The organism is Azospirillum sp. A29 (assembly GCF_042604625.1).
Lineage (GTDB): Bacteria > Pseudomonadota > Alphaproteobacteria > Azospirillales > Azospirillaceae > Azospirillum > Azospirillum palustre.
On the sequence record NZ_CP170470.1, the window covers coordinates 268,386 to 292,064 of the forward strand.

A 23,679-nucleotide genomic window follows, 5' to 3' on the forward strand; every position below is an offset into this window, starting at 1 on the left:
TGCCCTCACCCCCGGTAATGCCGGGGGGTGTAGACCCAGCGCCCGCCGTCCGCACGTGCGACGAAACGCGTGTGCGAGGCGCCGATGATGACCAGCGTGCGCATGTCGGCTTGCTCCGCCCGCACTTCGCCCAGCGTCGTGACGGTCAGTTCCTCGTCGGGGCGGCCGACGGCGCGGCCCAGCACGATGGGGGTCTCGGGCGCGCGGATGTCGCGCAGGGCGTCGAAGGCGGCGCCCAGTTGCCAGGGCCGGGCCTTGGAGATCGGGTTGTAGAGCGCGATGACGAAATCCGCCTCCGCCGCCAGACGCAGTCGTCGCAGCACCACCTCCCACGGCTTCAGATTGTCGGACAGCGAGATGGCGCAGAAATCATGGCCGAGCGGCGCGCCGGCCCGCGCCGCGGCAGCCTGCATGGCGGAAACGCCGGGATCGACCGAGAGATGCACCGCATGCCACGCTTCGGGCGCGTCGGGATCGTCCAGCGCCTCGAAAATGGCGGCGGCCATGGCGAAAATGCCGGGATCGCCACCCGACACCACCGCGACCCGCCGGCCCTGCGCCGCCAGATCGAGCGCGAAGCGGGCGCGATCCAGTTCCACCCGGTTGTCGGAGGCGTGGCGCACCTGATCGCCCGGCGGCACGCGCTCGACATAGGGGAAATAGCCGACGAGGTCGGTCGCCTCGGCCAGATCGCGCCGGGCTTCCGGCGTCAGCCAATCCTCGGGGCCCGGCCCCAACCCCACCACTTTCAACCAGCCATTGCTCTCGGGGCCGCTCATCCGCGCTTGCCCTCGCCCGGAATGACGATCTGCGAGAAGTAGGGGGCGACGTCCGGCGCCTCCAGGAAGGGCATGAAGCGCTGCTCGTCCATGCTGGCGCGCTCGACATACCAGGCCCGTTCGGCCAGCCCGGCGGCGGCGATGGCGCGGCGGACCTTGGGCAGGTTCTGGCCCAGCTTCATCACCACGCAGGCATCGGCGGCGGTCAACGCGCGGACCAGCGCCGCCTCGTCCAGCGTGCCGGGGATCACCGACAGCACGTCGTCGCGCAGCATCAGCGGGCGCGGCAGCAGCGAGGCGCTGCACACCATGCTGGTGACGCCGGGAATGACCTCCGCCTTGAAACGGCCGGACAGTCGCAAGAACAGGTGCATGAAGGAGCCGTAGAAGAACGGATCCCCTTCGTTCAGCGCCGCGACCGAACGGCCGGCGGCGAGATGCTCCGCGATGCGGGCTGCGGACTCGTCGAAGAAGGCTTCGATCTGGCGGCCATAGTCCGGATGGGTCGGCGGCAGCTCCACCGTCACCGGATAGACCATCGGCAGCTCGATCTGGTCGGGCCTGATCGCCTGATCGGCGATGCGGCGGGCTTGCCCCCGCGTGCCGCGCTTGCAGAAATAGGCGACGACCGGGCAGACGCCGATGGTGCGCACCGCCTTCAGCGTCATCAGCTCCGGATCGCCGGGGCCGACGCCGACGCCGAACAGGGTGCCCGGAGTGGATGGATTGGGAATGGAAATATCGCCGCTCATTCGACGTCGCTCGCCAGCGCGTTGACGGCGGCGGCGGCCATGGCGCTGCCGCCGCGCCGGCCGCGGATCGCCAGATAAGGCACGCCGAAGGGATTTTCCGCCAGCGCCTCCTTGCTCTCCATCGCCCCAACGAAGCCGACGGGGAATCCCAGGATCGCTGCCGGCTTCGGCGCGCCGGCCGCCAGCATCTCCAGCAGGTAGAACAGGGCGGTCGGCGCGTTGCCGATGGCGACCACCGAGCCGCCGAGCCGGTCGCCCCACAGGTCGAGCGCCGCGGCGGAACGGGTGTTGCCGATGGACTTCGCCAGATCGGGTACGGCGGCATCGCGCAGCGTGCAGACCACGGCGTTGCCGGCCGGCAGGCGGGCGCGGGTCACGCCATGGGCGACCATTTCGCTGTCGCAAAGGATGGGCGCGCCGGCGCGCAGGGCCGTGCGGGCGGCGCTGCCGACGTCGGTGGAGAGCAGCAGATCCTGGGCCGCATCGACCATGCCGCAGGCGTGAATGACGCGCACCGCCACTGGCTTCAGGTCGTCGGGGATGGCGGTCAGGTCGGCCTCCGCCCGGATGGTGGCGAAGGACTGGCGGTAGATGGCCGCTCCGTCGCGGATATAGTCGTAGAGCGGCTCAGGCACCGGTGAACTCCTCGGTCAACAGATCCGCGACGCGGGCCACGGCGTCGGCGGGGGACAGGCCGGTGTACGGGGAAGCGTCACCGGGTTTTGCGTTCAGGGCGACGTCATACACCCCGTCGCGGGCGGTCAGGGTGACATCGGCGATGGCGGGATGGGCGCAGCCCTTGGCGCAGCCCGACACATGCACCATTCGCACCGGGTCCAGCAAGGGGCCTGCGCGCTCGGCAATGGCGAGTGCCGTCGCATGGGTGTCGGTGGTGCCGACGTCGCAGCCGCCGGCGCCGCTGCAGGCGGTCAGCTTCAGCCGGCGGTCGTTGTGGGACAGGATGGCGCCGTGGGTGTGGGCGACGGCCTCGGCGTCCTTGGAAGGGGCGACGAGGATGAGGGCGCGCCAGGGGGTGATGCGGATCTCGGCGCAGGCGGAGGCGAGGGCGGCGAGGGTGGCCGCGGTGAGGCGGCCGAAGGGGAAGGCGACGACTTTCCCCGACTGGGACCCCTTCTCCCCCCCGGGGAGAAGGTTAGGATGAGGGGGTTCGGCGGAGCCGAAGAGATCCATGAGGTGCGTCCCCCTCACCTTGATCCTCTCCCCGGGGGAGAGAGGAGATATTAAGACGGAAAGGCGCGTTCTAAACGGATCAGTACCCATCCCCGCGACCAATCCGGCCATGCGGCGCGGCGGCTCCGGCAGTGTCGCGCGCAACTCCGAAAAGGCCCGCCCCAGCGCCGACGCCACATCCGCAACGTCCTCCGCCCGGCAAAATCCCAGCGGTGCAGCCTTCGCCAGAGTCCCGCCCAAGGACACCTGGAACCGTTCGCCATCCACCGGGTCGAAGCGTACATCCGTGCTGCTGTCCGCCAGATGACCGATGCCGCCGCCGCAAACCAGCCAGCCGAACTTCGGCGGCAGGCGATGCAGAGCCGCATCCTCCGCAAGTCGCGCATCCAGCGTACGCGCCACCCCCTGTACGTCCATCGGCGCGGTGCGGTCCAGCCCCGCGGTGGGGGAGCACAGCAAGTTGCGCACCGCTTCGCTCGCCGCATCGCCGGAGACGTACCCCATGCCGCGCAGGGCTTCGGTCACCGGCTCCAGCCCGTCGGCGGCGATGCCGCGCAGTTGCAGGTTACCGCGCTGGCTGAGGTCGATCAGACCGTTGCCGTAACGATCACCCAACTCAGCGATACGGCGTGCGTGATCGGCAGGCAGCACGCCGGCCGGAACGCGGACGCGCAGCAGAAAGCCGTCGCCGACCTGCATCGGCACCAGCACGCCGGGGCAAACGCCGCGGCGCCGCGGCTGGCTGGCGACAGGGCTCGTCATGCGGCGATCTCCCGCAGGCGCCGCAGATCCTCCGCGGTGGAGTTGCGGCGGGGATGCCACAGGCCGCGGTCGAGCGCCTCGCTCATGCGCGCCAGAATATGCCGGGCAGCGGCAGGGTTGGCGTGCGACAGGAAGTCCCACACCTCCGCATCCTCGACGTACGCGTCGAACAGCAGGTCGAAATGGGCGGGACGTACGGCGTCGGTGGTGGCGGCGAAGGCGAACAGCGTGTCGACGCTTGCCGCCAGTTCCGCCGCGCCGCGATAGCCGTGGCGCATCATGCCCCGGATCCAGCGCGGGTTGGCCGCCCGGCCGTGCAGGGTGCGGGCAATCTCCTCCGCCAGGGTGCGGACGGCGAGCTTGTCCGGATCGGCGCTGTCGAGATGGTAAAGCGCCGGTTCGGAATCTTCCAGCGCGGCAGCCGCGGCGAAGCCGCCCTCGAACTGCATGAAGCCATCGGTGGACAGCACGTCGTGCTCGCGCTGGTCCTGATGGTGCACCAAGGCGTCGGCACCGCCGACCCGGCGACGGAACAAGGCTGGCAGCGGCACCCCCTCCAGCCCGGCGCCATAGGCGTGGCAGCCGCCCTCCAGATAGGCGGCGCCGAAATCGGCCCGCGCGGTCCAGTCGCCGCGCGCGATCATGCCGGACAGCGCCGTGCCGTAGATGCCGGGGGCGGCGCCGAAGATGCGAGCGGTGGCCCAGCGGCGGGCATCCTCCGCCTCGGTGCCGGCTGCGGCGAGGCGCTGTTCCTCGGCCCGCGCGGTGGCGGCCAGCGGGTTGGTATCGTCGGGCTCGTCCAGCCCGGCGACGGCGCGCACCGCCTGATCGAACAGGGCGATCTGCTGCGGGAAGACGTCGCGGAACAGGCCGGAGATGCGCAGCGTCACATCGACCCGCGGACGGGCCAGCACGCCGGCCGGCATGATCTCGTAGCCGGTGACGCGGCCGGAGCCGTTCTCCCAGATCGGACGCACGCCGAGCAGGGCCAGCGCCTGGGCCAGCTCGTCGCCGCCGGTGCGCATGGCGGGGGTGCCCCAGCAATCCACCACCAGCCGGCGCGGCCAGTCTCCATGGTCCTGGAGATAGCGGGTGATCAGCGCGTCGGCCGCTTGCCAGCCGAGAGTCCAAGCGGTCGGCGTCGGCACCCCGCGCGGGTCGAGCGCATAGAGGTTGCGGCCGGTCGGCAGCGTGTCGGCCCGGCCGCGCGCCGGCGACCCGCCGGGGCCGGGGCGGACGAAGCGGCCGTCCAACCCGTCGAGCAGCGCCTGCATCTCCGCCTCGCCGCAGGCATCGACCGCCGTGGCGACCATGGCCGGATCGGCGGTCCGCGCAACGGCGGCGGTCAGCCGGCCGCGGCGCTCGCCGGCCGGGCTGTGGCCGAAGACATGCAGTCCGTCGCGGATCTGCATCTCCTTGACGTCGCAGAGATGGGCGTCCAGCCGCGACAGAATGGCGTCGGGATCGTCGTCGGGGCGCAGGTTGCAGTCGGCGGCGACGCCGGACTTCCAGGCGAGGTCGAGGATGGTCTCGCGCAGCATGCCCAGCCGGCGCGGGTCGAGCCCGGTCGCCTGCGAATATTCGTCGATGGCGGTTTCGAGTGCCGCGAGGTCGCCATGGAGGCCGGCCTCCACCGGCGGAGGGGTCAGATGGCCGATCAGAACGGCGCCCAGCCGGCGGCGGGCCTGCACCCCCTCGCCGGGGTTGTTGACGATGAAGGGATAGAGCGTCGGCAGGGCGCCGCCGACGATCTCCGGCCAGCACTCCGCCGACAGCGCCACCGCCTTGCCGGGCAGCCATTCCAGCGTGCCGTGGGCGCCGATCTGCACCAGGGCATGGATGCCGACGGCATGGCGAAGCCACAGGTGGAAGGCGAGATAGCCGTGGCTGGGCGGGGTGTCGGGGTCGTGGTGCTGCGCGGTGGTCAGGGGACCGTGGCCGCGGCTGGGCTGCACCGCCACAACGGCATTGCCACAGGGCAGGGTGCGGCAGGCGAAGGCGCCGTCGCGGCAGGCAGGGTCGGCGGCAGGCTCGCCCCAGGTTTCGGCGATGCAAGCGCGCAAGCTCGGCGGCGCCAAGCGCAGATAGTCGTCCAGCGACAGGATCGCGGTGGGCGTGCCGGTGAGGGACTCCATAAGGCCGGCGCCACTGTCCGGAACGGCGGACAGGCTGTAGCCCTCGGCGGACAGGCGGTGGAGCATCGCCACGGTGCTGGCCGGGCTGTCGAGCCCCACGGCATGGCCGATGCCGCCGCCGGGGCCGGGATAGTCGGACAGCACCAGCGCGACCCGCCGCTTCGCCCGCGGGGTGCGGGACAGGCGGACCCAGCTCGCCGCGAGGTCGGCGGTGAAGGCGACGCGGTCAGGGATCGGGCGCAGGGCCGGTGCGGCGAATTGCAGGTCGGGGTCGGGCTCCCCTGCCGTCTTGAAGGCGATGGCGCGGGCGATGATGCGGCCGTCCATCTCCGGCAGCACGACATTCATCGCGAGGTCGGACGGCGCCAGCCCGCGCGAGGACGCCTGCCAGCCGGCTTCCGGCGTGGTGGCGAGGATGGCTTGCAGAACCGGGCTGCCGTTGGCCTCCAGCGGCGAACCGTCCTCGCGCGCCGCCGAGAAGGCGGTGGTGTTGACGACGACGGTGGCGTTCTGCGCAATCAGGCTGGCGCGCATCCAGGCGGCGCAGTCCGGCTCCTTCAGGCTGGCGACGAACAGCGGACGGGGGGCGAGGCCGCGCGCGGCCAGTGCGTCGCACAGGGCATGGACCGGGGCGAGGTCGCCGGCCAGCAGGTGGGAGCGGTAGAACACCACCGCCGCGACCGGCGCCCCGGCGGCTATGGGGGCAGCGGCGGGGCCGGTCCAGCCGTCGTAAGCGCCGAAGCGCGGGACGGGGGCCGGGTCTTCATAGGGCAGCGGCGTGCCGGCGAGCGTCGCGGCACAGGCCAGCAGATGGCCGATGTTGGCCGGGCCGCCCTCGGTGAAATAACGCCACAGCCGGTTGGCGGTGTCTGGCGGAACGGTGCCGTAGGCGGTCAGGTTCGGGTCGGGCTGCGCCTCTCCCGACAGGACGGCGAGCGGGATGCAGCGTTCGCGGCAGAGGGCGGACAGGCGGTCGAGGCCATAGCGCCAGTAACCGCTGCCGCCGAGCAGGCGCAGGACGACCAGCTTGGCCTTGGCGACGACGGTGTCGGCGTGGAGATCGACCGACAGCGGATGGCCGAGCCGGTTGAGGTTGGCGAGGCGCAGGCTGGGCAAGTGCTCGCGTCCTGCCCGCCATGCGGCGGCGAGCGCGGTCAGATCGCTGTCGGAAAAGGACAGCATGACGAGGTCGGCCGGCGTCTGCCCCAGATCTTCCGCCTGGGGGCCGGCGTCCAGTTCGTCCTGGCGGGCGGCAAGCAGGTGCATGATTTTGATGTCCAGGGGCGTTTGCCCCCTCCCCCTCGAAAACGGCGGAGGTCAAGGAGGGGGCGGACGCCGCACTACTCTCACTCTTACCCGACAACCGCCCGCGTCACCGCATCGCGGTCCAGCCCGGTCTCGCCGATCACCACCAGACGGCTGCGGCGTTCCTCGCCCGGCTTCCACAGCCGGTCGTAGTGGGTCTGGATGCGGGTGCCGACCCCCTGGACCAGCAGGCGCATCGGCTTGCCGGGCACGTCGATGAAGCCCTTCAGGCGCAGAACGCCATGCAGTCCGGCGACCTTTTCCAGCGTCATCGCCAGGGCGGCCGGATCGGGCTGCGCCGGCAGTTCCACCACGAAGCTGGTGAAGTCGTCGTGGTCGTGGCCCTCTTCGTCGTCATGGTGGCTGGGACGGCTGGCGAGATCGTCCTCCACCGCCGCACCGACGCCGAGCAGAACCAGCGGATCGACCGCACCCTGGGAGGCGCGGACCAGCTTGGCGTCGCGGCCGACCGTGTGGGCGAGGGCGCCGCGGATCAGCTCCTCGACACGGGCGAGGTCGCCGTCGGCCAGCAGATCGGTCTTGTTGACGACGATCAGGTCGGCGCAGAGCAGCTGGTCCTCGAACACCTCCTCGATCGGTGTCTCGTGATCGACGGTGCCGGCGGCGTCGCGCTGGGCCTCCAGCGCCGCGGGGTCGGGGGCGAAGCGGCCCTCCGCGGCGGCGGCGGCGTCCACCACGGCGATGACGCCGTCCACGGTGACCCGGGTCTTGATCGCCGGCCAATTGAAAGCCTGGACCAGTGGCTTGGGCAGGGCGAGGCCGCTGGTCTCGATCACGATATGCTCGGGCGGCTCCGGGCGGGCCAGCAGCTTCTCGATGGCGGGGACGAAGTCGTCGGCGACGGTGCAGCACAGGCAGCCGTTCGCCAGTTCGATCACGTCGTCTTCGGTGCAGGTCGGGCTGCCGCAGGCGCGCAGGATGTCGCCGTCGATGCCGACATCGCCGAACTCGTTGATGATCAGCGCCAGCCGGCGGCCGTCGGCCTTTTCAAGCAGGCCGCGGATCAGCGTGGTCTTGCCGGCGCCGAGGAAGCCGGTGATGACGGTCGCCGGAACCTTGCCGGCGGCCGTTTTCGCAAGAGCGGACATGGGATGGAGCCTCCTTAACGCGCGCCGGGCTGAACCCGCAGGGCCGGGCGCGATTCGGCCGGTTCGACCACGCCGCTCATCAGCCAGCCGCAGACGGAGCCCAGGATCGCCCAGAACAGGGCGGCGGACCCGAGCGAGGCGGTGACGAAGCGGGCGGCCAGTTCCGGTGGAACGGCACCCTCGGCGCTTTCCGGATGGGGGGCGCCGATCAGATGGGGCAACGCTGCGGCCAGAACGGCGACGGCGATGACCAGACGGTTGCGGGCGAAGGCGAGGGCGGCGATGCCGACGCCGGCACCGGCCGCGGCGGACAGCCACCAGAGCTGACGCAGCTCCAGCTCCGCCCCGGCCATGCCCGGCAGTTCCGGCGCCAAGCCGAAGGACGGGGCCAGCGAAACGGCGACGAAGCCGCCTATGCCCCAGACCAGCCCGCGGCGGGCATCGACCGGCCGTCCGGCCAGCAGGATCGCGGCCGCCAGCAGCAGCGCATAGGCGACGCCGGCGATCAGGTTGGCGGCGATGGTCAGGCCGATGCGCTGCATCGCCTCGTCCAGCGTGACCGGCACGCCTTCGCCGACCTCGCGCACGGGGCCATGCTGGTGGCCTTCCGCGTGGCTGGCGGCTGGGGCGGCAGTCGTAGGAGCGGCGGCGGTTGCGGGAGGCGGGGTCACCACCTCGTATTTCTCGGCTTCGAGGATCAGCGGGACGGTCGTCGCCTGCTGAACGACGGAAGCGGCCGTGCCGGAGAGCACGCCCGCGACCAGAGCGGCTGTGAACAGCCGCCGGATCAGATCCATGACCCGCTGCTTAGTGGCAGGGGAACGCGAAGGAGTGACGGGCGTCGTGCGCCGCGTCATGGATCTGCTGCGGCTGGGCGAAGCCGACGCCATACAGCAGGAAGCTGCCCAGCAGGATCGCGGCAAAGGCGGCGACCGCGGTCTGGGCGGCGCTGCGGGACGCGGAGCTGGTAGCGGCGTTGATCGAACGGGCGGTCATCGAAGGCATCCTTGTTCTCCCGCCACACCCGGCGGGGTTGGAAAAGGTCGGTCAAGTCCGCCGGCAGGTTTCCTGGCTCGCGGGTCGCCGCATCGCCGTCCGCCTTCCCGGCCGCGGAGGGCCAGTGGCATGATGGACGGGATGCTCGCCGCTTACAGTTGCGGGGGCAGCCGCGGCATTGGAGCTTCCGGGAATCCCGAAAAGCTCCGCACCGCATTCCCTATTATCCTCGCCGCCCGTCAGGACGGGCAGGGCACCGTCGGACGGCCACCATCGCAGTGCCGCGGCCGTTTGGCAAGCCCGCAATAAGGCGTCTGCCACACGGACGATCTTGCATGCCGACACTTTGGATGCTGTCATGTTTTGTGGACAGAGTGTCCAGGGATCCGACACTTTCCGACGCAAGGGTGTGTGGCCGGGGGAGGGCAGCGCAGCAAAACCCGCGGAGAAACAATGGGGCCGGCGGCCCGGCCGAAGCGAACCCGCATGTGGCACGCTTTGTGCGTACAACAATCGGTGAAACGTCCCGCCGCATGGCGGCCGCCGGGCATATGCCTGGAACATAAGGACGAACGGGAGGAGAATTCGCGACCGATGAACGCCGCACCGAACGACGACATCATCCTGGAAGCGCGCAACCTGACTAAGGAGTTCAAGGGGTTCGTGGCGGTGAAGGAGGTGAACCTCCAGGTTCGCCGCGGCACCATCCACGCGCTGATCGGCCCGAACGGCGCCGGCAAGAGCACGGTGTTCAACCTGCTGACCAAGTTCCTGACGCCGACGCGCGGCCAGATCCTCTACAAGGGCCGCGACATCACCCGCACCAAGCCGGCCGACATCGCGCTGATGGGGCTGGTCCGCTCCTTCCAGATCTCGGCCGTCTTCCCGCATCTCAGCGTGCTGGAGAATGTCCGTGTCGCGCTGCAACGGCCGCTCGGCACCAGCTTCCACTTCTGGAAGTCCGAATCGTCGCTCCACGACCTGCATGACCGGGCGCTGGAGCTGATCGAGGCGGTCAATCTCACCCCCTGGGCCGGCCACACCGCCGCCGAGCTGCCCTATGGCCGCAAGCGCGCCCTGGAGATCGCCACCACCCTGGCGCTCGACCCGGAGGTGATGCTGCTCGACGAGCCGCTGGCCGGCATGGGCCATGAGGACATCGAGGGCACCGCGGCGCTGATCAAGCGCGTCGCCGCCGACCGCACCGTGCTGATGGTGGAGCACAACCTGTCGGTCGTCGCCCACCTGTCGGACACCATCACCGTTCTGCGCCGCGGCGAGATCCTGGCGGAGGGGCCCTACGAGGTCGTCTCGAAGAACCCGCAGGTGATGGAAGCTTATATGGGCACGGGGGGGACCGGACATGCCTGACGGCGCGATGACCAAGACTGCGATGCTGGAGATCGCCGACCTGCACGGCTTCTATGGTGAGAGCCATGTGTTGCACGGCGTCAGCCTGGAGGTGCGACAAGGCGAGGTGGTGACGCTGCTGGGCCGCAACGGCGCCGGCAAGACCTCGACCATGCGCGCCATCATGGGCATCATGGGCAAGCGCACCGGCTCGATCCGCTTCCAGGGCACCGAGCTGATCGGCATGGCCCAGCACAAAATTCCGCGCCTCGGCATCGGCTATGTGCCGGAGGAGCGCGGCATCTTCTCAAGCCTCAGCGTGGACGAGAACCTGACGCTGCCGCCGGTGGTCAAGGAGGGCGGGATGACGGTCCCGCAGATCCATGACCTGTTCCCCAACCTGAAGGGCCGCGGTTCGACCCAGGGTACGCGGCTGTCGGGCGGCGAGCAGCAGATGCTGGCGATCGCCCGCATCCTGCGCACCGGCGCCACCCTGATCCTGCTGGACGAGCCGACCGAGGGCCTCGCCCCGGTGATCATCGAGCAGATCGGCGTCGCGGTGCGGGCGCTCAAGGCACGCGGCTTCACCATCGTGCTGGTGGAGCAGAACTTCCGCTTCGCCGCTACCATCGCCGACCGCCATTACGTGATGGAGGAAGGCCATGTGGTCGACATGGTCCCCAACGACCAGCTCCACGCCAACATGGACAAGCTGCACACCTATCTCGGCGTATAGGCGCTCCAGCCCCCGACATCGCCGGCGCGAACGCCGTCCCGACCCCATCGAAGGGCGGGGCGGCGAACCGCCGGATCCGTGCCCGATTGCCTGCTCCAGGCACGGCAGAGGGACCCACGACGGGACCCGGCCGACAACAAGAACCAAGAGGGAGAGACCTTCCGATGCGCACGCTTCTTCTCGCCGGCACCGCCCTGCTGACGCTCGCCGGGACTGCGATCTCGATTGCGTCCCCGGCTTCCGCCCAGGTGTCGGACAACGTCATCCGCATCGGCGTGCTGAACGACCGTTCCGGCATCTACGCCGATCTGGCCGGCGAAGGCTCCGCCATCGCCGCGCGGATAGCGGCGGAGGAGTTCGGCAACAAGGTCGCCGGCGTGCCCGTGGAAATCATCGTCGCCGACCACCAGAACAAGGCCGACATCGCCGCCTCGAAGGCGCGCGAGTGGGTCGACACCGGCGGCGTCGACGTCATCGCCGACGTGCCGAACTCCGCCGCCGCTCTGGCGGTGCAGGGCATCACCAAGGACAAGAAGCGCATCTTCCTGATGTCCGGTCCGGGCGCCACCGCGCTGAGCGGGGCGCAGTGCAGCCCCTACGGCTTCCAGTGGACCTACGACAACTACGCCATGGCTGCCGGCACCGGCCGGGCGCTGTACGAGCAGGGCAAGAAGAAGTGGTTCTTCGTGACCGCCGACTATGCCTTTGGCCAGTCGCTGGAGGAGGAGACCACCAAGATGGTGAAGTCGCTCGGCGGCACCATCTCCGGCTCGGTGCGCCATCCGCTCGGCACGTCGGACTTCTCGTCCTTCCTGCTGCAGGCGCAAGGCTCGGGCGCCGACGTCATCGGGCTGGCGAATGCCGGCGGCGATACCGTCAATGCGGTCAAGCAGGCCGCGGAATTCGGCATCACCCAGTCGGGCCAGAGCTTGGCCGGCCTGCTGATGTTCATCTCCGACGTGCATGCGCTGGGCCTGCAATCGGCGCAGGGGCTGATGTTCACCGAAGGCTTCTATTGGGATCTGGACGACCAGACCCGCGAGTGGTCGAAGAAGTTCGAGGCCAAGGCCGGCAAGAAGCCGACCATGGTGCAGGCCGGCGTCTATTCCGCGGTGAAGCATTACCTGAAGGCGGTCGAGGCGGCGAAGACCGACGACGCCGACAAGGTGTCCGCCAAGATGCGCGAGATGCCGGTCGAGGACATGTTCGCCAAGAAGGGCAAGATCGCCGCCAACGGCCGCATGTTCCACGACATGTATCTGGCCCAGGTGAAGACCCCGGCCGAATCGAAGGGGGCCTGGGACTATTACAAGATCGTCAAGACCATCCCGGCCGACACCGCCTTCATGGACCCGAAGCAGAGCGGCTGCCCTCTGGTGAAGTGAGCGGTGGTGAAGTGATGCGTTAGGCAGTCCTCCGGTCCCGCCCGCCCATTGGGTGGGGCCGGAGGACGGCAATCGATGACCACCCAAGCCAAAACAAAAAACAACAACCCCAAAAAACAACAACCACGAACCGGGAGAGACGCGGAGATGTTCAGCCTGCTGGGTGTTCCGCCCCAAGTGTTGTTCGGGCAGCTTCTGCTCGGACTGATCAATGGTTCCTTCTATGCGCTGCTCAGCCTCGGGCTGGCGGTGATCTTCGGCATGTTGAACGTCATCAACTTCGCCCACGGCGCGCTCTACATGGTCGGCGCCTTCGTGGCGTGGCTGCTGCTGACCTATGCCGGGATCGGATACTGGGGGGCGCTTATCGTGGCGCCGCTGGTGGTCGGGCTGCTCGGCATCGCGCTGGAAAAGTCGATGCTGTCGCGGCTCTACAAGCTCGACCATCTCTACGGCCTGCTGCTGACCTTCGGGCTGGCGCTGATTCTGGAAGGGGCGTTCCGCCACCAGTACGGCGTGTCGGGCCAGCCCTATCCGATCCCCGACGCGCTGAAGGGCGGGCAGAATCTGGGCTTCATGTTCCTGCCCAACTACCGCGCCTGGGTCGTCGTCGCCTCCCTCACCGTCTGCTTCGGCACCTGGTTCGCCATCGAGCGGACCAAGCTGGGGGCCTATCTGCGGGCGGCGACGGAGAACCCGACGCTGGTGCAGGCCTTCGGCATCAACGTGCCGGTGATGGTGTCGCTGACCTACGGTTTCGGCGTGGCGCTGGCCGGTCTGGCCGGGGTGCTGGCGGCGCCGATCTATCAGGTGTCGCCGCTGATGGGGACCAACCTGATCATCATCGTTTTCGCCGTGGTGGTGATCGGCGGCATGGGCTCGATCCTGGGCGCCATCGTCACCGGCCTGGGGCTGGGGTTGCTGGAGGGGCTGACCAAGGTCTTCTATCCGGAGGCCTCCAACATCGTCGTGTTCGTCGTGATGGCGATCGTTCTTCTCATCAAGCCCGCGGGCCTCTTCGGACGGGAGCGCTGATCCATGAGCGTCGCCAGCAATTCCACCCACGTCGCCCTGCGCGGCCCTGCCCGCGGCGCCGGAACGGCGGTGATCGCCGCCGTCCTGCTGCTGATCGCCGTCGCCGCACCCTTCGTGCTCTATCCCGTCTTCCTGATGAAGGTGCTGTGCTTCGCGCTGTTCGCCTGCGCCTTTAACCTGCTGATCGGCTTCGCCGGCTTGCTTAGCTTCGGCCATGCCGCCTTCTTCGGCGGGGCCGCCTACATCGCCGCGCATGTGGTGAAGGTCTGGGGCTGGGCGCCGGAATTCGGGCTGATCGCCGCCACCGCGGTCGCCGGCCTGATGGGTCTGGTCTTCGGGCTGATCGCCATCCGCCGCCAGGGCATCTATTTCGCCATGATCACGCTGGCGCTGAGCCAGATGGTGTTCTTCCTGGCGCTCCAGCTTCCCTTCACCCATGGCGAGGACGGCATCCAGGGCGTGCCGCGCGGCACCCTGTTCGGGCTGTTCGACCTCAGCCAGCCGCTGACCATGTACTACACCGTGCTGGCCATCTTCGTCGCCGGTTTCGCCCTGATCTGGCGCACGGTGCATTCGCCCTTCGGGCAGGTGCTGAAGGCGATCCGCGAGAACGAGCCGCGTGCGGTGTCGCTCGGCTACCGCACCGACCGCTACAAGCTGGTGGCCTTCGTGCTGTCGGCCTCGCTGGCAGGGCTTGCCGGCGGCACCAAGGCGCTGGTGTTTCAGCTCGCCAGCCTGACCGACGTGACGTGGCAGATGTCTGGCGAGGTGGTGCTGATGACGCTGCTGGGCGGCATGGGCACGCTGTTCGGGCCGGTGGTCGGCGCCGGGCTGGTGGTGACGCTGGAAAGCTATCTCGCCTCCACCAGCCTGCCGGTGCCGGTGGTGATCGGCTGCATCTTCGTCGTCTGCGTGCTGCTCTTCCGCCGCGGCATCGTCGGCGAGCTGCTGGCCCGCCTGCCGAAGCGGGGGCACTGACTCCGCCCGCCGTTTCCGCGGAACTCCCGACAGAACTCCCCCAGGGGGGACCGAAAGGTCCCCCTCTTTTTCCTCATCCCATCACCCGCCCCTCTCCCGCGTGAGTTGAAAATCCCGAAACCACGAAGGGGTATGGCGGAAGATGTAGAGAACAGGTCCGGGTTGCCTTTTTAAAAAGAGCGCCTGCGAGCCGTTCCGTAAAGGTCTGGTCTGATGAACGGGTGCGGATGACCGCGCGCACCCGCCCGATCCTGTGCGCCTTCCCTTTAATCCGACGGATGGGCTACTATGTTGACCTCTGATATTGTTGGCAAATTGCGCTGCAACGCAGCAGACCCCAAAGCGGGCATCGCAAGGGGCCTCGACACCGGGACGACGAAGATCGGTCCCGTTTGGGAGGGTGACGTGGGCGACACCGTGGATTTCGAAGCGCTGCGCCAGCGGGCGGTCCACTCCCTGTTCGAACATCTGGAATCCATGTGCGTCGGCGCCGTCGCCGTCGACCACGCCGGCCGCATCGCCTGGATGGATGAGAAGTACAAGGCGCTGCTGGGCGTTCCCGGCGATCCGCGCGGCCGGCAGGTGGAGGACGTCATCCCCAACAGCCAGCTGCGCCGGGTGATCGACAGCGGCCAGCCGCAGCCGCTGGACATCATGGAATTCGACGACCGGTCCTTCGTGGTGACGCGGATGCCGCTGTTCGGCACCGACGGCTCGATCATCGGTGCCATCGGCTTCGTGCTGTTCGACCGCGCCGAATATCTCCGCCCGCTGGTCCGCAAATACGAGAAGATGCAAGAGGAGCTGGCCCGCACCCAGCAGGAGCTGGCGCATGAGCGCCGCGCCAAATACTCCTTCTCGCAGTTCCTGGGCGCCAGCGAATCGATCCGCGAGATCAAGCGGCTGGGCCGCCGCGCCGCCCAGATGGATTCGACCGTCCTGCTGCTGGGTGAAACCGGGACGGGCAAGGAGCTGCTGGCCCAGGCCATCCATTCCGCCAGCCCACGGGCGTCCAAGCCCTTCGTTGGCGTCAATGTCGCCGCCATTCCGGAAACCCTGCTGGAAGCGGAGTTCTTCGGCGTCGCCCCCGGCGCCTTCACCGGCGCCGACCGCCGCCACCGCGACGGCAAGTTCCAGCTCGCCAACGGCGGCACCCTGTTCCTGGACGAGATCGGCGACATGCCGCTGCCGGTGCAGGCCAAGCTTCTGCGCGTGTTGCAGGAGCGCGAGATCGAGCCGCTCGGCTCCAACAAGGTGGTGCGGGTCGATGTCCGCATCATCGCCGCCACCAGCCGCGACCTGCATGCCCTGGTGCGCGAGAAGCAGTTCCGCGCCGACCTCTATTACCGGCTGAACGTGGTGCCGATCACCCTGCCGCCGCTGCGCGACCGGCCGGAGGACATCGAGAGCATCGCCGACCGCATCCTGGAACAGCTGGCGATCCAGCAGGGCACGCCGCCGCGCGAACTGCTGGAATCGGCGGTGCAGGTGCTGCGCGACTATGACTGGCCCGGCAATGTGCGCGAGCTTTACAACACGCTGGAGCGGGTGGTGGCGTTGACCGACGCGCCGATCCTGACCGCACCGCACATCCGCAGCGTGCTGCCCGGCCAGCATCCGGCCGGCGCCTCCGCCCTGCCACTGGCGGCAGGCGCGCGGCCGTTGCAGGAGGTGCTGCACGCCGCCGAGCGCCACGCCATCGCCGCGGCGCTGGAGGAAGCGAACGGCGTCAAGGCGCGGGCGGCGAAGCTGCTGGGCATTTCGCGGGCGTCGCTGTACGAACGCATGGTGACGCTGGGGCTGGGGGCGACCCAATAGCGCCGGCACAGGTTGGCCGCAGTGAATCTTGCAGAGTAAATTTCGTACTGCGGAACGCTGTTTCATTGACGTGTCGGCCCCCCACTGTCAGGATCGTCCCGCACTGGTTTGCGGGAGGGTACGGGCATGCGCAGGCGGGAAGAGGCTCTGGTCGCCGACGATCTGGCGGAGGACGAGAAGGATCCGCGCTTTGTCACCGCACTCGCCCGCGGGCTGGAACTGCTGCGCGCCTTCCGCCGCAACGAATCGATGCTGGGCAATCTGGAGCTGGCGCAGCGCACCGGCCTGCCCAAGCCGACGGTGTCGCGGCTGACCTACACGCTGGCCAAGCTGGGATACCTCTCCTATGACCAGAACACCGGCAAGTACCGGCTCGGCACCTCGGTGCTGGCGCTCGGCTATGCCAGCCTGTCGGGCATGGGCATCCGGCAGGTCGCCCGCCCGCTGATGCAGGAGCTGGCCGACCAGACCGGGCTGGCGGTGGCGCTGGGTGGGCGCGACCGGCTGAGCATGATCTATCTGGAATGCTGCAAGGCCACCGGCCCGATCACCCTGTCGCTGGATGTCGGCTCCCACATTAAGCTGTCGACCACCGGCATGGGCCGCGCCTATCTGGCCGCCCTGCCGGAGGCGGAACGCGCGCCGCTGATGGCGAAGCTGGAGGAGCATGAGGGGGAACGCTGGCCGGAGATTCGCGACGGCATCCTCCAGGCCATCGAGGATTACCGGACGCGCGGCTATTGCCGCTCCATCGGCGCCTGGAAGTCGGAGGTCCATGCCGTCGGCGTCCCCTTCGTGCCGCGCGACGGCTCGCAGGTGCTGGCCTTCAACTGCGGCGGGCCGGCCTTCATGGTCGATCTGAAGAGGCTGGAAGAGGAGTTCGCACCGCGGCTGGTGGCGATGGTCCGGCGGATCGACGCGACCCTGTTCAACGGGTGAGGAACCAGGGGGTGAGGGACCGGGAAACCGCCGCCCCGACCCGCACCAATCGGTTTTCTCTATTGGGTTATCCTGAAAAATCGATTGGACGGATCAGGTGTTTATCGCCATTCTTTGAATCGTTCCAGGCAGGATTTCCGATCCGGAGTGTCCTGTTCCGGCCGGCTACCCATTCGGTGCCAAGGGTGGCCGGCCCCCCGGGAGGGCGGAGATTTCGGGGATGTGCGGGCACGTTCAATCCAACGCCCCGCCGTCTCCGTCCTTCCGGGGTCTGGTCCTCCGGTTCCAGCCTTCCAGCCTCCGGTGCGCCCCGTCAGGCCGCCCCGACCCGCAACAGGAAGCCGTCCACCTCGCTGCGCAGGCGCCCTGCCTCCTGAGACGGCAGCGAGGCGGCGGACAGCACCTCGTTCGACGAGGTGCCTGCCTCGTCGGCGCCCTTGCTGACGCCTGCTTTGCGGTCGGGAACTCTTCTTAACGGCAGGCCGTTTTCAGGATGCGGCTGGATTCCGGCAGGGGAGACGTGGTTTGACAGGCGGCTTGACGGATTGGCTGGTGCAGGTGATGCATAACCTCCACTATGTCGGGATTTTCTTTCTGGTGGCGTTGGCGCGGGTCTTCCCGCCGATCCCCGCCGAGTCGGTGATCCCACTGGCCGGGATCGGGGCGGCGACCGGCGAGTTCACGCTGGTTGGGGTCGCCGTCGCCGGCGGGCTCGGCTCGCTGGCCGGACAGCTGGTGTGGTTCCTGCCGAGCCGGCTGATGGGACGCGACCGGCTGGAGGCCTTTTTGAAGAAATACGGCCCCTGGCTGACCATCAACCCGAAGAAGGTGCGGCAGAGCACCGACTGGTTCGCCAAGCGCGGCGGGCTGGCCGTGCTGTTCTCGCAGCCGGTGCCGGGGGTGCGGACGCTGATCTCGATCCCGGCCGGCGCCTGCAAGATGTCGATCCTGAACTATTCGCTGGCGTCCGGCATCGGATCGGTGCTGTGGACGCTGCTGCTGGCCTGGACCGGCTATATGCTGTCCACTTGGCCCTTCGCCCACCGGCTGGTCGGCTATTTCACCGTCGGGCTGCTGGTGGTGCTGGTCGGGCTGTACCTGTGGCGGCTGTCAAAGCACCTGCATCTGCTGCGCAAGGGCGGTGCTGCCGCGGAGGCGCCGGGCGTCACTCCGTCCGCTGGCTGAGGGCCGGGCGCCGAACGGCGATCAGGCCGTCGCCATCCCGACGATGCCGGTGGCGGCCATGCCCAGCGCCCACAGGCCGAACAGGCCCAGCGCCACGCCGGTGCAGTGGTTCAGCATGGTCAGGCCGCGGTCGGAGATGCGGTGGCGCACGGCGGCCACCCCCATCGACAGCGTCATCCACCACAGCGACGAGCCGATGAAGACACCCAGCACCAGGGTCGACGCCTCCAGCCGGTTCAGCGTGCCGCCCAGTCCGAAACCGGCGAAGATGGCGATGAAGGCCATGATGGTCGCCGGGTTGGTCAGGGTCAGCGACAGGCCGGTCATGAAGCCGGTGAACCAGGATTTGCTGTCGGGGGCTGCCGCCGCCTCCCGCTCGTCCGCGTCGGGATGCTGGCGGAAGGTGCGGACCGCCACCACCAGCAGGAAGATGCCGCCGACGAGTTGGAAGGCGATCTCGTGCCCGCGCAGGAAGCTGAGCGCCGCCGACACGCCGAAGGCGGCGATGGCGCCATAGATGGTGTCGGCCACCGCGGCGCCGAACCCGGTGAAGAAGCCCATCAGGGGCCCATGCTGCAGGGTGCGGCGGATGCACAGCAGACCGATCGGTCCGACGGGTGCGGCGATGGCGAATCCGAGAACGATTCCCTGCAAGAGCACCCAGACTTCGTCCACCGAGCGTCGCCTCCCGAATTTCTTCGACCGTGTTCGTCGCCAGTTCGTCGCAACGACTATCGGCGGGGGTGATAAACGCCCCAGCCCCCGTCGTCAACCGGGGGCGATCCGATTCGCTCCGTTGTTTCGTCCGCTTTCCCTGTTGTGTGAAATCATGGCGCGGTTATCCTTTGGGTCAAGTTTCCGCAGTCGGGAGTGGGTGGGACATGAAGACGCGTATTCTTGCAGCCATGCTGGCGGTGACCGCGGCCGGAGCTGGAGTCGTCGGCGGCGCTCCGGCGCTGGCCGACGATTTCTCGCCGGCCGTGGTGTTCGACCAGGGCGGCAAGTTCGACAAGTCCTTCAACGAGGCCGCCTATAACGGCGCCGAGCGGTTCAAGAAGGAAACCGGCACCGCCTACCGCGAGTTCGAGATCACCAACGAGGGCCAGCGCGAGCAGGCCATGCGCACGCTGGTGCGCCGCGGCGCCTCGGTCATCGTCGCCGTCGGCTTCTCGCAGACTGCGGCGGTGGACAAGGTGGCGAAGGAATCGCCCAAGACCAAGTTCTGCCTGATCGACGACAAGCTGGACGCCCCCAACGTCCAGTCCGTGACCTTCAAGGAGGAGGAGGGATCCTTCCTGGTCGGCATGGCGGCGGCGCTGGCGTCGAAGTCCGGCAAGGTCGGCTTCATCGGCGGCATGGACATCCCGCTGATCCGCAACTTCCTGACCGGCTACGAGCAGGGAGTGAAACATGTCGCGGCCGCCGACGAGGTGTTCGTCAACATGACCGGCACCACGCCGGCCGCCTGGAACGATCCCGGCCGCGGCGCCGAGCTGGCCAAGAGCCAGTTCTCGCGCGGGGCCGACGTGGTCTTCGCCGCGGCGGGCGCCACCGGTCTCGGCGTGCTGCAGGCGGCTGCCGATGCCGGCAAGCTGTCCATCGGCGTCGACAGCAACCAGAACCATGTCCATCCCGGCAAGGTCCTGACCTCGATGGTCAAGCGGGTGGACGTCGTCGTCTACGACTGCATGAAGTCGGCGAAGGACGGCAGCTGGAAGGCCGGCCATCGCGTCGTCGGGCTGAAGGAGGATGGCGTCGGCTATGCGCTGGACGACAACAACCGCAAGCTGATCGCGCCGGAGATGGAAGCGAAGCTGGAAGAGGCGAAGAAGCAGATCATCGCGGGCTCGCTGGCGGTCAAGCCGTACCAGCCCTGAGCCCGGATGCTTCGATGACTGAAGGTCGTGCCCGGAAAAACGGGCCAATCGCCCTGGAGACGGTGGCGATCAACAAGTGGTTCGGCACCAACCATGCCAACCGCGACGTGTCGCTGTCGGTCCCGGCCGGCACCATCCATGGGGTGATCGGCGAGAACGGCGCCGGCAAGTCGACGATCATGAGCATCGTCTACGGCTATCTGCGCGCCGACAGCGGGGAAATCCGGGTGAACGGCAATCCTGCCGCCATCCGGACCCCGCGCGACGCTCTGGCCGCCGGCATCGGCATGGTCCATCAGCATTTCATGCTGGTGGACCCCTTCAGCGTGCTGGAAAATGTGCTGCTGGGGGCGGAAGGCGGCGTCACCCTGGCGGGGGGGCTCGCCCGTGCCAGGACCGAACTGACCCGGCTGGCCCGCGATTACGGGCTGGAGGTCGATCTCGACAGCCCGGTCGGCGACCTGCCGGTCGGCGCCCAGCAGCGGGTCGAGATCCTGAAGGCGCTCTACCGCGGCGCCGACATCCTGATTTTGGACGAGCCCACCGGGGTGCTGACCCCGCAGGAGGCCGACCATCTGTTCCGCATCCTGCGGGCGCTGCGCCAGCAGGGCAAGACGGTCATCATCATCACCCACAAGCTCCGTGAGATCATGGAGCTGACCGACAACGTCACGGTGATGCGGCGCGGGCAGGTGGTCGCCAACGTCGCCACCCGCGACACCAGCCGGGAGCAGCTGGCCGAGCTGATGGTCGGCCGCAAGGTTCTGCTGCGGGTCGACAAGACGCCGGCCCACCCGGGCGCGGAGGTGCTGCGGGTCGAGGGGTTGCGGGTGCGCGATCCTTCCGGCGTGGAGCGGGTGAAGGGTGTCGGGCTGTCGGTGCGGGCCGGTGAGATCGTCGGCATCGCCGGCGTGTCCGGCAACGGCCAGTCCGAACTCCTGGAGGCGCTGGCCGGCATGCGGCCCATCGCCGGCGGCTCCGTCCGCCTGCGCGGGGAGGAGCTGGCCGGCCGGCCCGACCGCTTCAACGCCCGCGCGCTGCGCGGCCTGGGCGTCGGGCATGTGCCGGAGGACCGGCAGAAGGTCGGGTTGGTCACCAGCTTCTCCGCGGAGGAATGCTCGATCCTGGGATTCCAGGACGATCCGGCCTGGAACGGCCGGGTTCTGCTGGACCGCGACGCGGTGGCGGAGAGCTGTGCCCGCCGGATGGAGGAGTACGACACCCGGCCGCGCGACGGGTCGCTGGCGGCGGCCAACTTCTCCGGCGGCAACCAGCAGAAGATCGTGCTGGCCCGCGAGATCGAGCGGAACCCCGACCTGCTGCTGGTCGGCCAGCCCACCCGCGGCGTCGACATCGGCGCCATCGAGTTCATCCACCGCCGGCTGGTGGCCCTGCGCGACCAGGGCAAGGCGATCCTGCTGGTGTCGGTCGAGCTGGACGAGATCCGCGCGCTCGCCGACCGCATCGTCGTGATGTTCGACGGTCACATCGTCGGCGAGGTGATGCCGGACCGGGCGGACGAGAAGACGCTGGGGCTGATGATGGCGGGCGGGTGAGGGCTATCCTCCCTCACCAGGGAACTGTCCGCCCCTGATAGTCGAGATACTCCAGGCCGAGCCTCTCCTGCTTGGCGAGCAGCACATCGACCAGCTTCGGAATGCTGTCCTCGATGGACAGCGGCGCATCGGCACCGCCGAGTGCTGTCCGGATCCAGCCCGGCGCCATCACCGCCAGCGGACGGCCGGTGCTGGCCTGACGCGCCGCGAAACTGCGCATGAACATGTTCAGCGCCGCCTTGCTGCCGCGATAAAGCTCGCGCTGGCCGGACAGGTTGTTGGCGATGCTTCCCTGTCCGGAAGACATCACGCCGATCAGCCCGGCAGCGGTAACGTTGCGCTCCAGGCTTTCGATGACGCGCATCGGTCCGAGGGCGTTGGTCGTCATGACGTGGATGAACTCGTCGGTCGAGACCTCGCCGATGGTCTGGGACGGGTCGCGGTTGGCGGTTCCGGCATTGACGAACAGCATGTCGAACGTTCTGCCCGCCAGCCTGTCGCGCAGCGCGGCCAGTTGGTCGGGCATGCAGATGTCCAGGCTTTCGATTTCGACCCGGCCGGGATGGGCGTCGGCCAGATCGTGCAGTTCGGTGCGATTGGGACCGCGCACCGTACCGAGAACGCTCCAGCCCTTCTTCAGGAATTCCTCCGCCATGGCATGGCCGAGGCCGCGCGACGCGCCGACCAGAAGAATGCTGCGATGGGAGTCGGTGGGGAGATGCTGCATGGGATTGTGGCTCCTGCTGTCGATGTCCATGCTCCATATGTCCGGAGCCCCGGCCTTGCACCAGACGCACAGGATGCAAAGATCGATTGCGCCCGGCGCTATGCGTCGGCTGCCCTCCCGGTTATCCTGCGCCGATGCAGCCCATCGACTTGAACCTTCTCCTGCCGCTGGACGCGCTGCTGACCGAGCGCAGCGTGACGGGTGCGGCCCGCCGTCTGGGCCTGAGCCCGTCCGCCATGAGCCGGACGCTCGCGCGGCTGCGCCGGGTGACGGGCGACCCGCTGCTGGTCCAGGCCGGCCGGGGCCTTGTCCCGACGCCCTATGCCGAGGAGATTTCCGTGCATGTCCATGCGCTCTGCCGCGACGTGCAGGCGGTCCTTCGGCCTGCCGGCGGGCGGCTGGAGCTTGCGTCGCTCCATCGCACCTTCACCATCCGGGCCGGCGAGGGGTTCGTGGAGCTGATGGCGGCGCCGGTGATGGTTGCGGTGGCGGATGCCGCGCCGCATGTGCGCCTGCGGTTCGTGCCGAAGCCCGACAAGGAGGCGGAGCCGCTGCGGGACGGGCGGATCGACCTGGAGATCGGCGTGCTCGGCACCTCGGCCCCGGAGTTGCTGACGCAGCTCCTGTTCCGCGACAGGCTGGTCGGGGTCGCTCGTAGCGGGCATCCGCTGCTCGCGGACGGCGTGGTGACTCCGGAACGCTATGCCGCCTGCGGCCAGGTCGCCGCGTCGCGCCGGGGCGAGTTCCATGGACCGGTCGACGACGCGCTGGCGGAACTGGGGCTTAGCCGCAGCGTGCCGCTGGTCGTTCCGCGCTACCCCGACGCGATGCGGGTCGCTGCCGGGTCGGACCTGATCGCGGCGATCCCACGCTCCTGCCTGGGCAACGGGCTGACCGCTGGTCAAGCCGTTGCCCAGGGATTGGAGAGTTTCGAACTGCCGGTCCGGACGGCGGACTTCGCCATCTCCGCCATCTGGCATCCGCGCCTGCAAGCGGACCCGGCCCACCGCTGGCTCCGCGAGACCATCGCGGCGGTGTGCCGGCGGGCCTATCCGTGAAGACGG

The 23,679-nt window shown here is 68.8% G+C and carries 21 protein-coding genes and 1 riboswitch; of the genes, 11 read left to right on the forward strand and 10 right to left on the reverse strand.

The window, feature by feature from the left end; translation table 11 throughout:
* Window positions 1-5 precede the first annotated feature (5 nt).
* The 8 genes from cobJ to ABNQ38_RS37000 all read right to left on the reverse strand — a co-directional run bounded on the left by cobJ (window position 6) and on the right by ABNQ38_RS37000 (window position 9,029).
* A complete protein-coding gene (cobJ, locus tag ABNQ38_RS36965) occupies window positions 6-779 on the reverse strand; it encodes a precorrin-3B C(17)-methyltransferase (RefSeq protein ID WP_377811912.1) in 774 nt (257 codons plus the stop codon).
* A complete protein-coding gene (locus ABNQ38_RS36970; protein WP_377811913.1) occupies window positions 776-1,531 on the reverse strand; it encodes a precorrin-2 C(20)-methyltransferase in 756 nt (251 codons plus the stop codon). The genes cobJ and ABNQ38_RS36970 overlap by 4 nt, the downstream gene beginning before the upstream one ends.
* Complete coding sequence (locus ABNQ38_RS36975; protein WP_377811914.1) at window positions 1,528-2,166, reverse strand: precorrin-8X methylmutase; 639 nt, start codon at window positions 2,164-2,166, stop codon at window positions 1,528-1,530. Before ABNQ38_RS36975 ends, ABNQ38_RS36970 begins: the two co-directional genes overlap by 4 nt.
* Window positions 2,159-3,484, reverse strand: coding sequence for a precorrin-3B synthase (gene cobG, locus ABNQ38_RS36980; RefSeq protein ID WP_377811915.1), 1,326 nt, complete (start codon window positions 3,482-3,484; stop codon window positions 2,159-2,161). Before cobG ends, ABNQ38_RS36975 begins: the two co-directional genes overlap by 8 nt.
* The gene (cobN, locus tag ABNQ38_RS36985; protein WP_377811916.1) at window positions 3,481-6,885 is read right to left on the reverse strand and encodes a cobaltochelatase subunit CobN; all 3,405 of its coding nucleotides are present in this window, start codon (window positions 6,883-6,885) and stop codon (window positions 3,481-3,483) included. Before cobN ends, cobG begins: the two co-directional genes overlap by 4 nt.
* Before the next feature lie 86 nt (window positions 6,886-6,971).
* The gene (gene cobW / locus ABNQ38_RS36990) at window positions 6,972-8,033 is read right to left on the reverse strand and encodes a cobalamin biosynthesis protein CobW (RefSeq protein ID WP_377811917.1); all 1,062 of its coding nucleotides are present in this window, start codon (window positions 8,031-8,033) and stop codon (window positions 6,972-6,974) included.
* Window positions 8,034-8,047: 14 nt separating this feature from the next.
* Window positions 8,048-8,830 (reverse strand): CbtA family protein, encoded by a 783-nt coding sequence (locus ABNQ38_RS36995; RefSeq protein ID WP_377811918.1) that lies wholly within the window; start codon window positions 8,828-8,830, stop codon window positions 8,048-8,050.
* 10 nt (window positions 8,831-8,840) lie between these two features.
* Window positions 8,841-9,029: a CbtB domain-containing protein gene (locus tag ABNQ38_RS37000; protein WP_377811919.1), complete on the reverse strand. Its 189-nt coding sequence runs from the start codon at window positions 9,027-9,029 to the stop codon at window positions 8,841-8,843.
* A 44-nt stretch (window positions 9,030-9,073) separates the two neighbouring features.
* Window positions 9,074-9,294, reverse strand: a riboswitch (cobalamin riboswitch).
* Window positions 9,295-9,623: 329 nt separating this feature from the next.
* Here ABNQ38_RS37000 and ABNQ38_RS37005 point away from each other — a divergent pair.
* The 8 genes from ABNQ38_RS37005 (at window position 9,624) to ABNQ38_RS37040 (ending at window position 18,455) form a co-directional block, all read left to right on the forward strand.
* Window positions 9,624-10,400, forward strand: coding sequence for an ABC transporter ATP-binding protein (locus ABNQ38_RS37005; RefSeq protein WP_377811920.1), 777 nt, complete (start codon window positions 9,624-9,626; stop codon window positions 10,398-10,400).
* A complete protein-coding gene (locus tag ABNQ38_RS37010) occupies window positions 10,393-11,115 on the forward strand; it encodes an ABC transporter ATP-binding protein (RefSeq protein ID WP_377811921.1) in 723 nt (240 codons plus the stop codon). The genes ABNQ38_RS37005 and ABNQ38_RS37010 overlap by 8 nt, the downstream gene beginning before the upstream one ends.
* Window positions 11,116-11,279: 164 nt before the next feature.
* A complete protein-coding gene (locus ABNQ38_RS37015; RefSeq protein ID WP_377811922.1) occupies window positions 11,280-12,500 on the forward strand; it encodes an ABC transporter substrate-binding protein in 1,221 nt (406 codons plus the stop codon).
* Window positions 12,501-12,647: 147 nt separating this feature from the next.
* Window positions 12,648-13,535: a branched-chain amino acid ABC transporter permease gene (locus ABNQ38_RS37020; RefSeq protein ID WP_376965767.1), complete on the forward strand. Its 888-nt coding sequence runs from the start codon at window positions 12,648-12,650 to the stop codon at window positions 13,533-13,535.
* Between the two features lie 3 nt (window positions 13,536-13,538).
* Window positions 13,539-14,513, forward strand: a complete 975-nt coding sequence (locus ABNQ38_RS37025; protein WP_377811923.1) for a branched-chain amino acid ABC transporter permease — start codon at window positions 13,539-13,541, stop codon at window positions 14,511-14,513.
* A 405-nt stretch (window positions 14,514-14,918) separates the two neighbouring features.
* Window positions 14,919-16,331, forward strand: coding sequence for a sigma-54-dependent Fis family transcriptional regulator (locus ABNQ38_RS37030; protein WP_247873269.1), 1,413 nt, complete (start codon window positions 14,919-14,921; stop codon window positions 16,329-16,331).
* A 126-nt stretch (window positions 16,332-16,457) separates the two neighbouring features.
* Window positions 16,458-17,270 carry an IclR family transcriptional regulator gene (locus tag ABNQ38_RS37035; protein WP_377811924.1) on the forward strand — a complete coding sequence of 271 codons (813 nt, stop codon included), beginning with the start codon at window positions 16,458-16,460 and terminating at the stop codon, window positions 17,268-17,270.
* A 561-nt stretch (window positions 17,271-17,831) separates the two neighbouring features.
* Complete coding sequence (locus tag ABNQ38_RS37040; protein ID WP_377811946.1) at window positions 17,832-18,455, forward strand: DedA family protein; 624 nt, start codon at window positions 17,832-17,834, stop codon at window positions 18,453-18,455.
* Window positions 18,456-18,476: 21 nt separating this feature from the next.
* Here the strand turns inward: ABNQ38_RS37040 and ABNQ38_RS37045 are convergent, their stop codons facing one another.
* The gene (locus ABNQ38_RS37045) at window positions 18,477-19,130 is read right to left on the reverse strand and encodes a LysE family translocator (protein ID WP_377811925.1); all 654 of its coding nucleotides are present in this window, start codon (window positions 19,128-19,130) and stop codon (window positions 18,477-18,479) included.
* Between the two features lie 206 nt (window positions 19,131-19,336).
* Between ABNQ38_RS37045 and ABNQ38_RS37050 the strand changes: the two genes are divergently transcribed.
* Both ABNQ38_RS37050 and ABNQ38_RS37055 read left to right on the forward strand, forming a co-directional pair.
* Window positions 19,337-20,332 carry a BMP family protein gene (locus ABNQ38_RS37050; RefSeq protein WP_377811926.1) on the forward strand — a complete coding sequence of 332 codons (996 nt, stop codon included), beginning with the start codon at window positions 19,337-19,339 and terminating at the stop codon, window positions 20,330-20,332.
* Between the two features lie 14 nt (window positions 20,333-20,346).
* Window positions 20,347-21,888: an ABC transporter ATP-binding protein gene (locus tag ABNQ38_RS37055; protein ID WP_377811927.1), complete on the forward strand. Its 1,542-nt coding sequence runs from the start codon at window positions 20,347-20,349 to the stop codon at window positions 21,886-21,888.
* A 13-nt stretch (window positions 21,889-21,901) separates the two neighbouring features.
* Here the strand turns inward: ABNQ38_RS37055 and ABNQ38_RS37060 are convergent, their stop codons facing one another.
* Window positions 21,902-22,615, reverse strand: a complete 714-nt coding sequence (locus ABNQ38_RS37060; RefSeq protein ID WP_377811928.1) for an SDR family NAD(P)-dependent oxidoreductase — start codon at window positions 22,613-22,615, stop codon at window positions 21,902-21,904.
* A gap of 134 nt (window positions 22,616-22,749) precedes the next feature.
* Here ABNQ38_RS37060 and ABNQ38_RS37065 point away from each other — a divergent pair, with 134 nt between their 5' ends.
* Window positions 22,750-23,673, forward strand: coding sequence for a LysR family transcriptional regulator (locus ABNQ38_RS37065; RefSeq protein ID WP_377811929.1), 924 nt, complete (start codon window positions 22,750-22,752; stop codon window positions 23,671-23,673).
* Window positions 23,674-23,679: the final 6 nt, after the last annotated feature.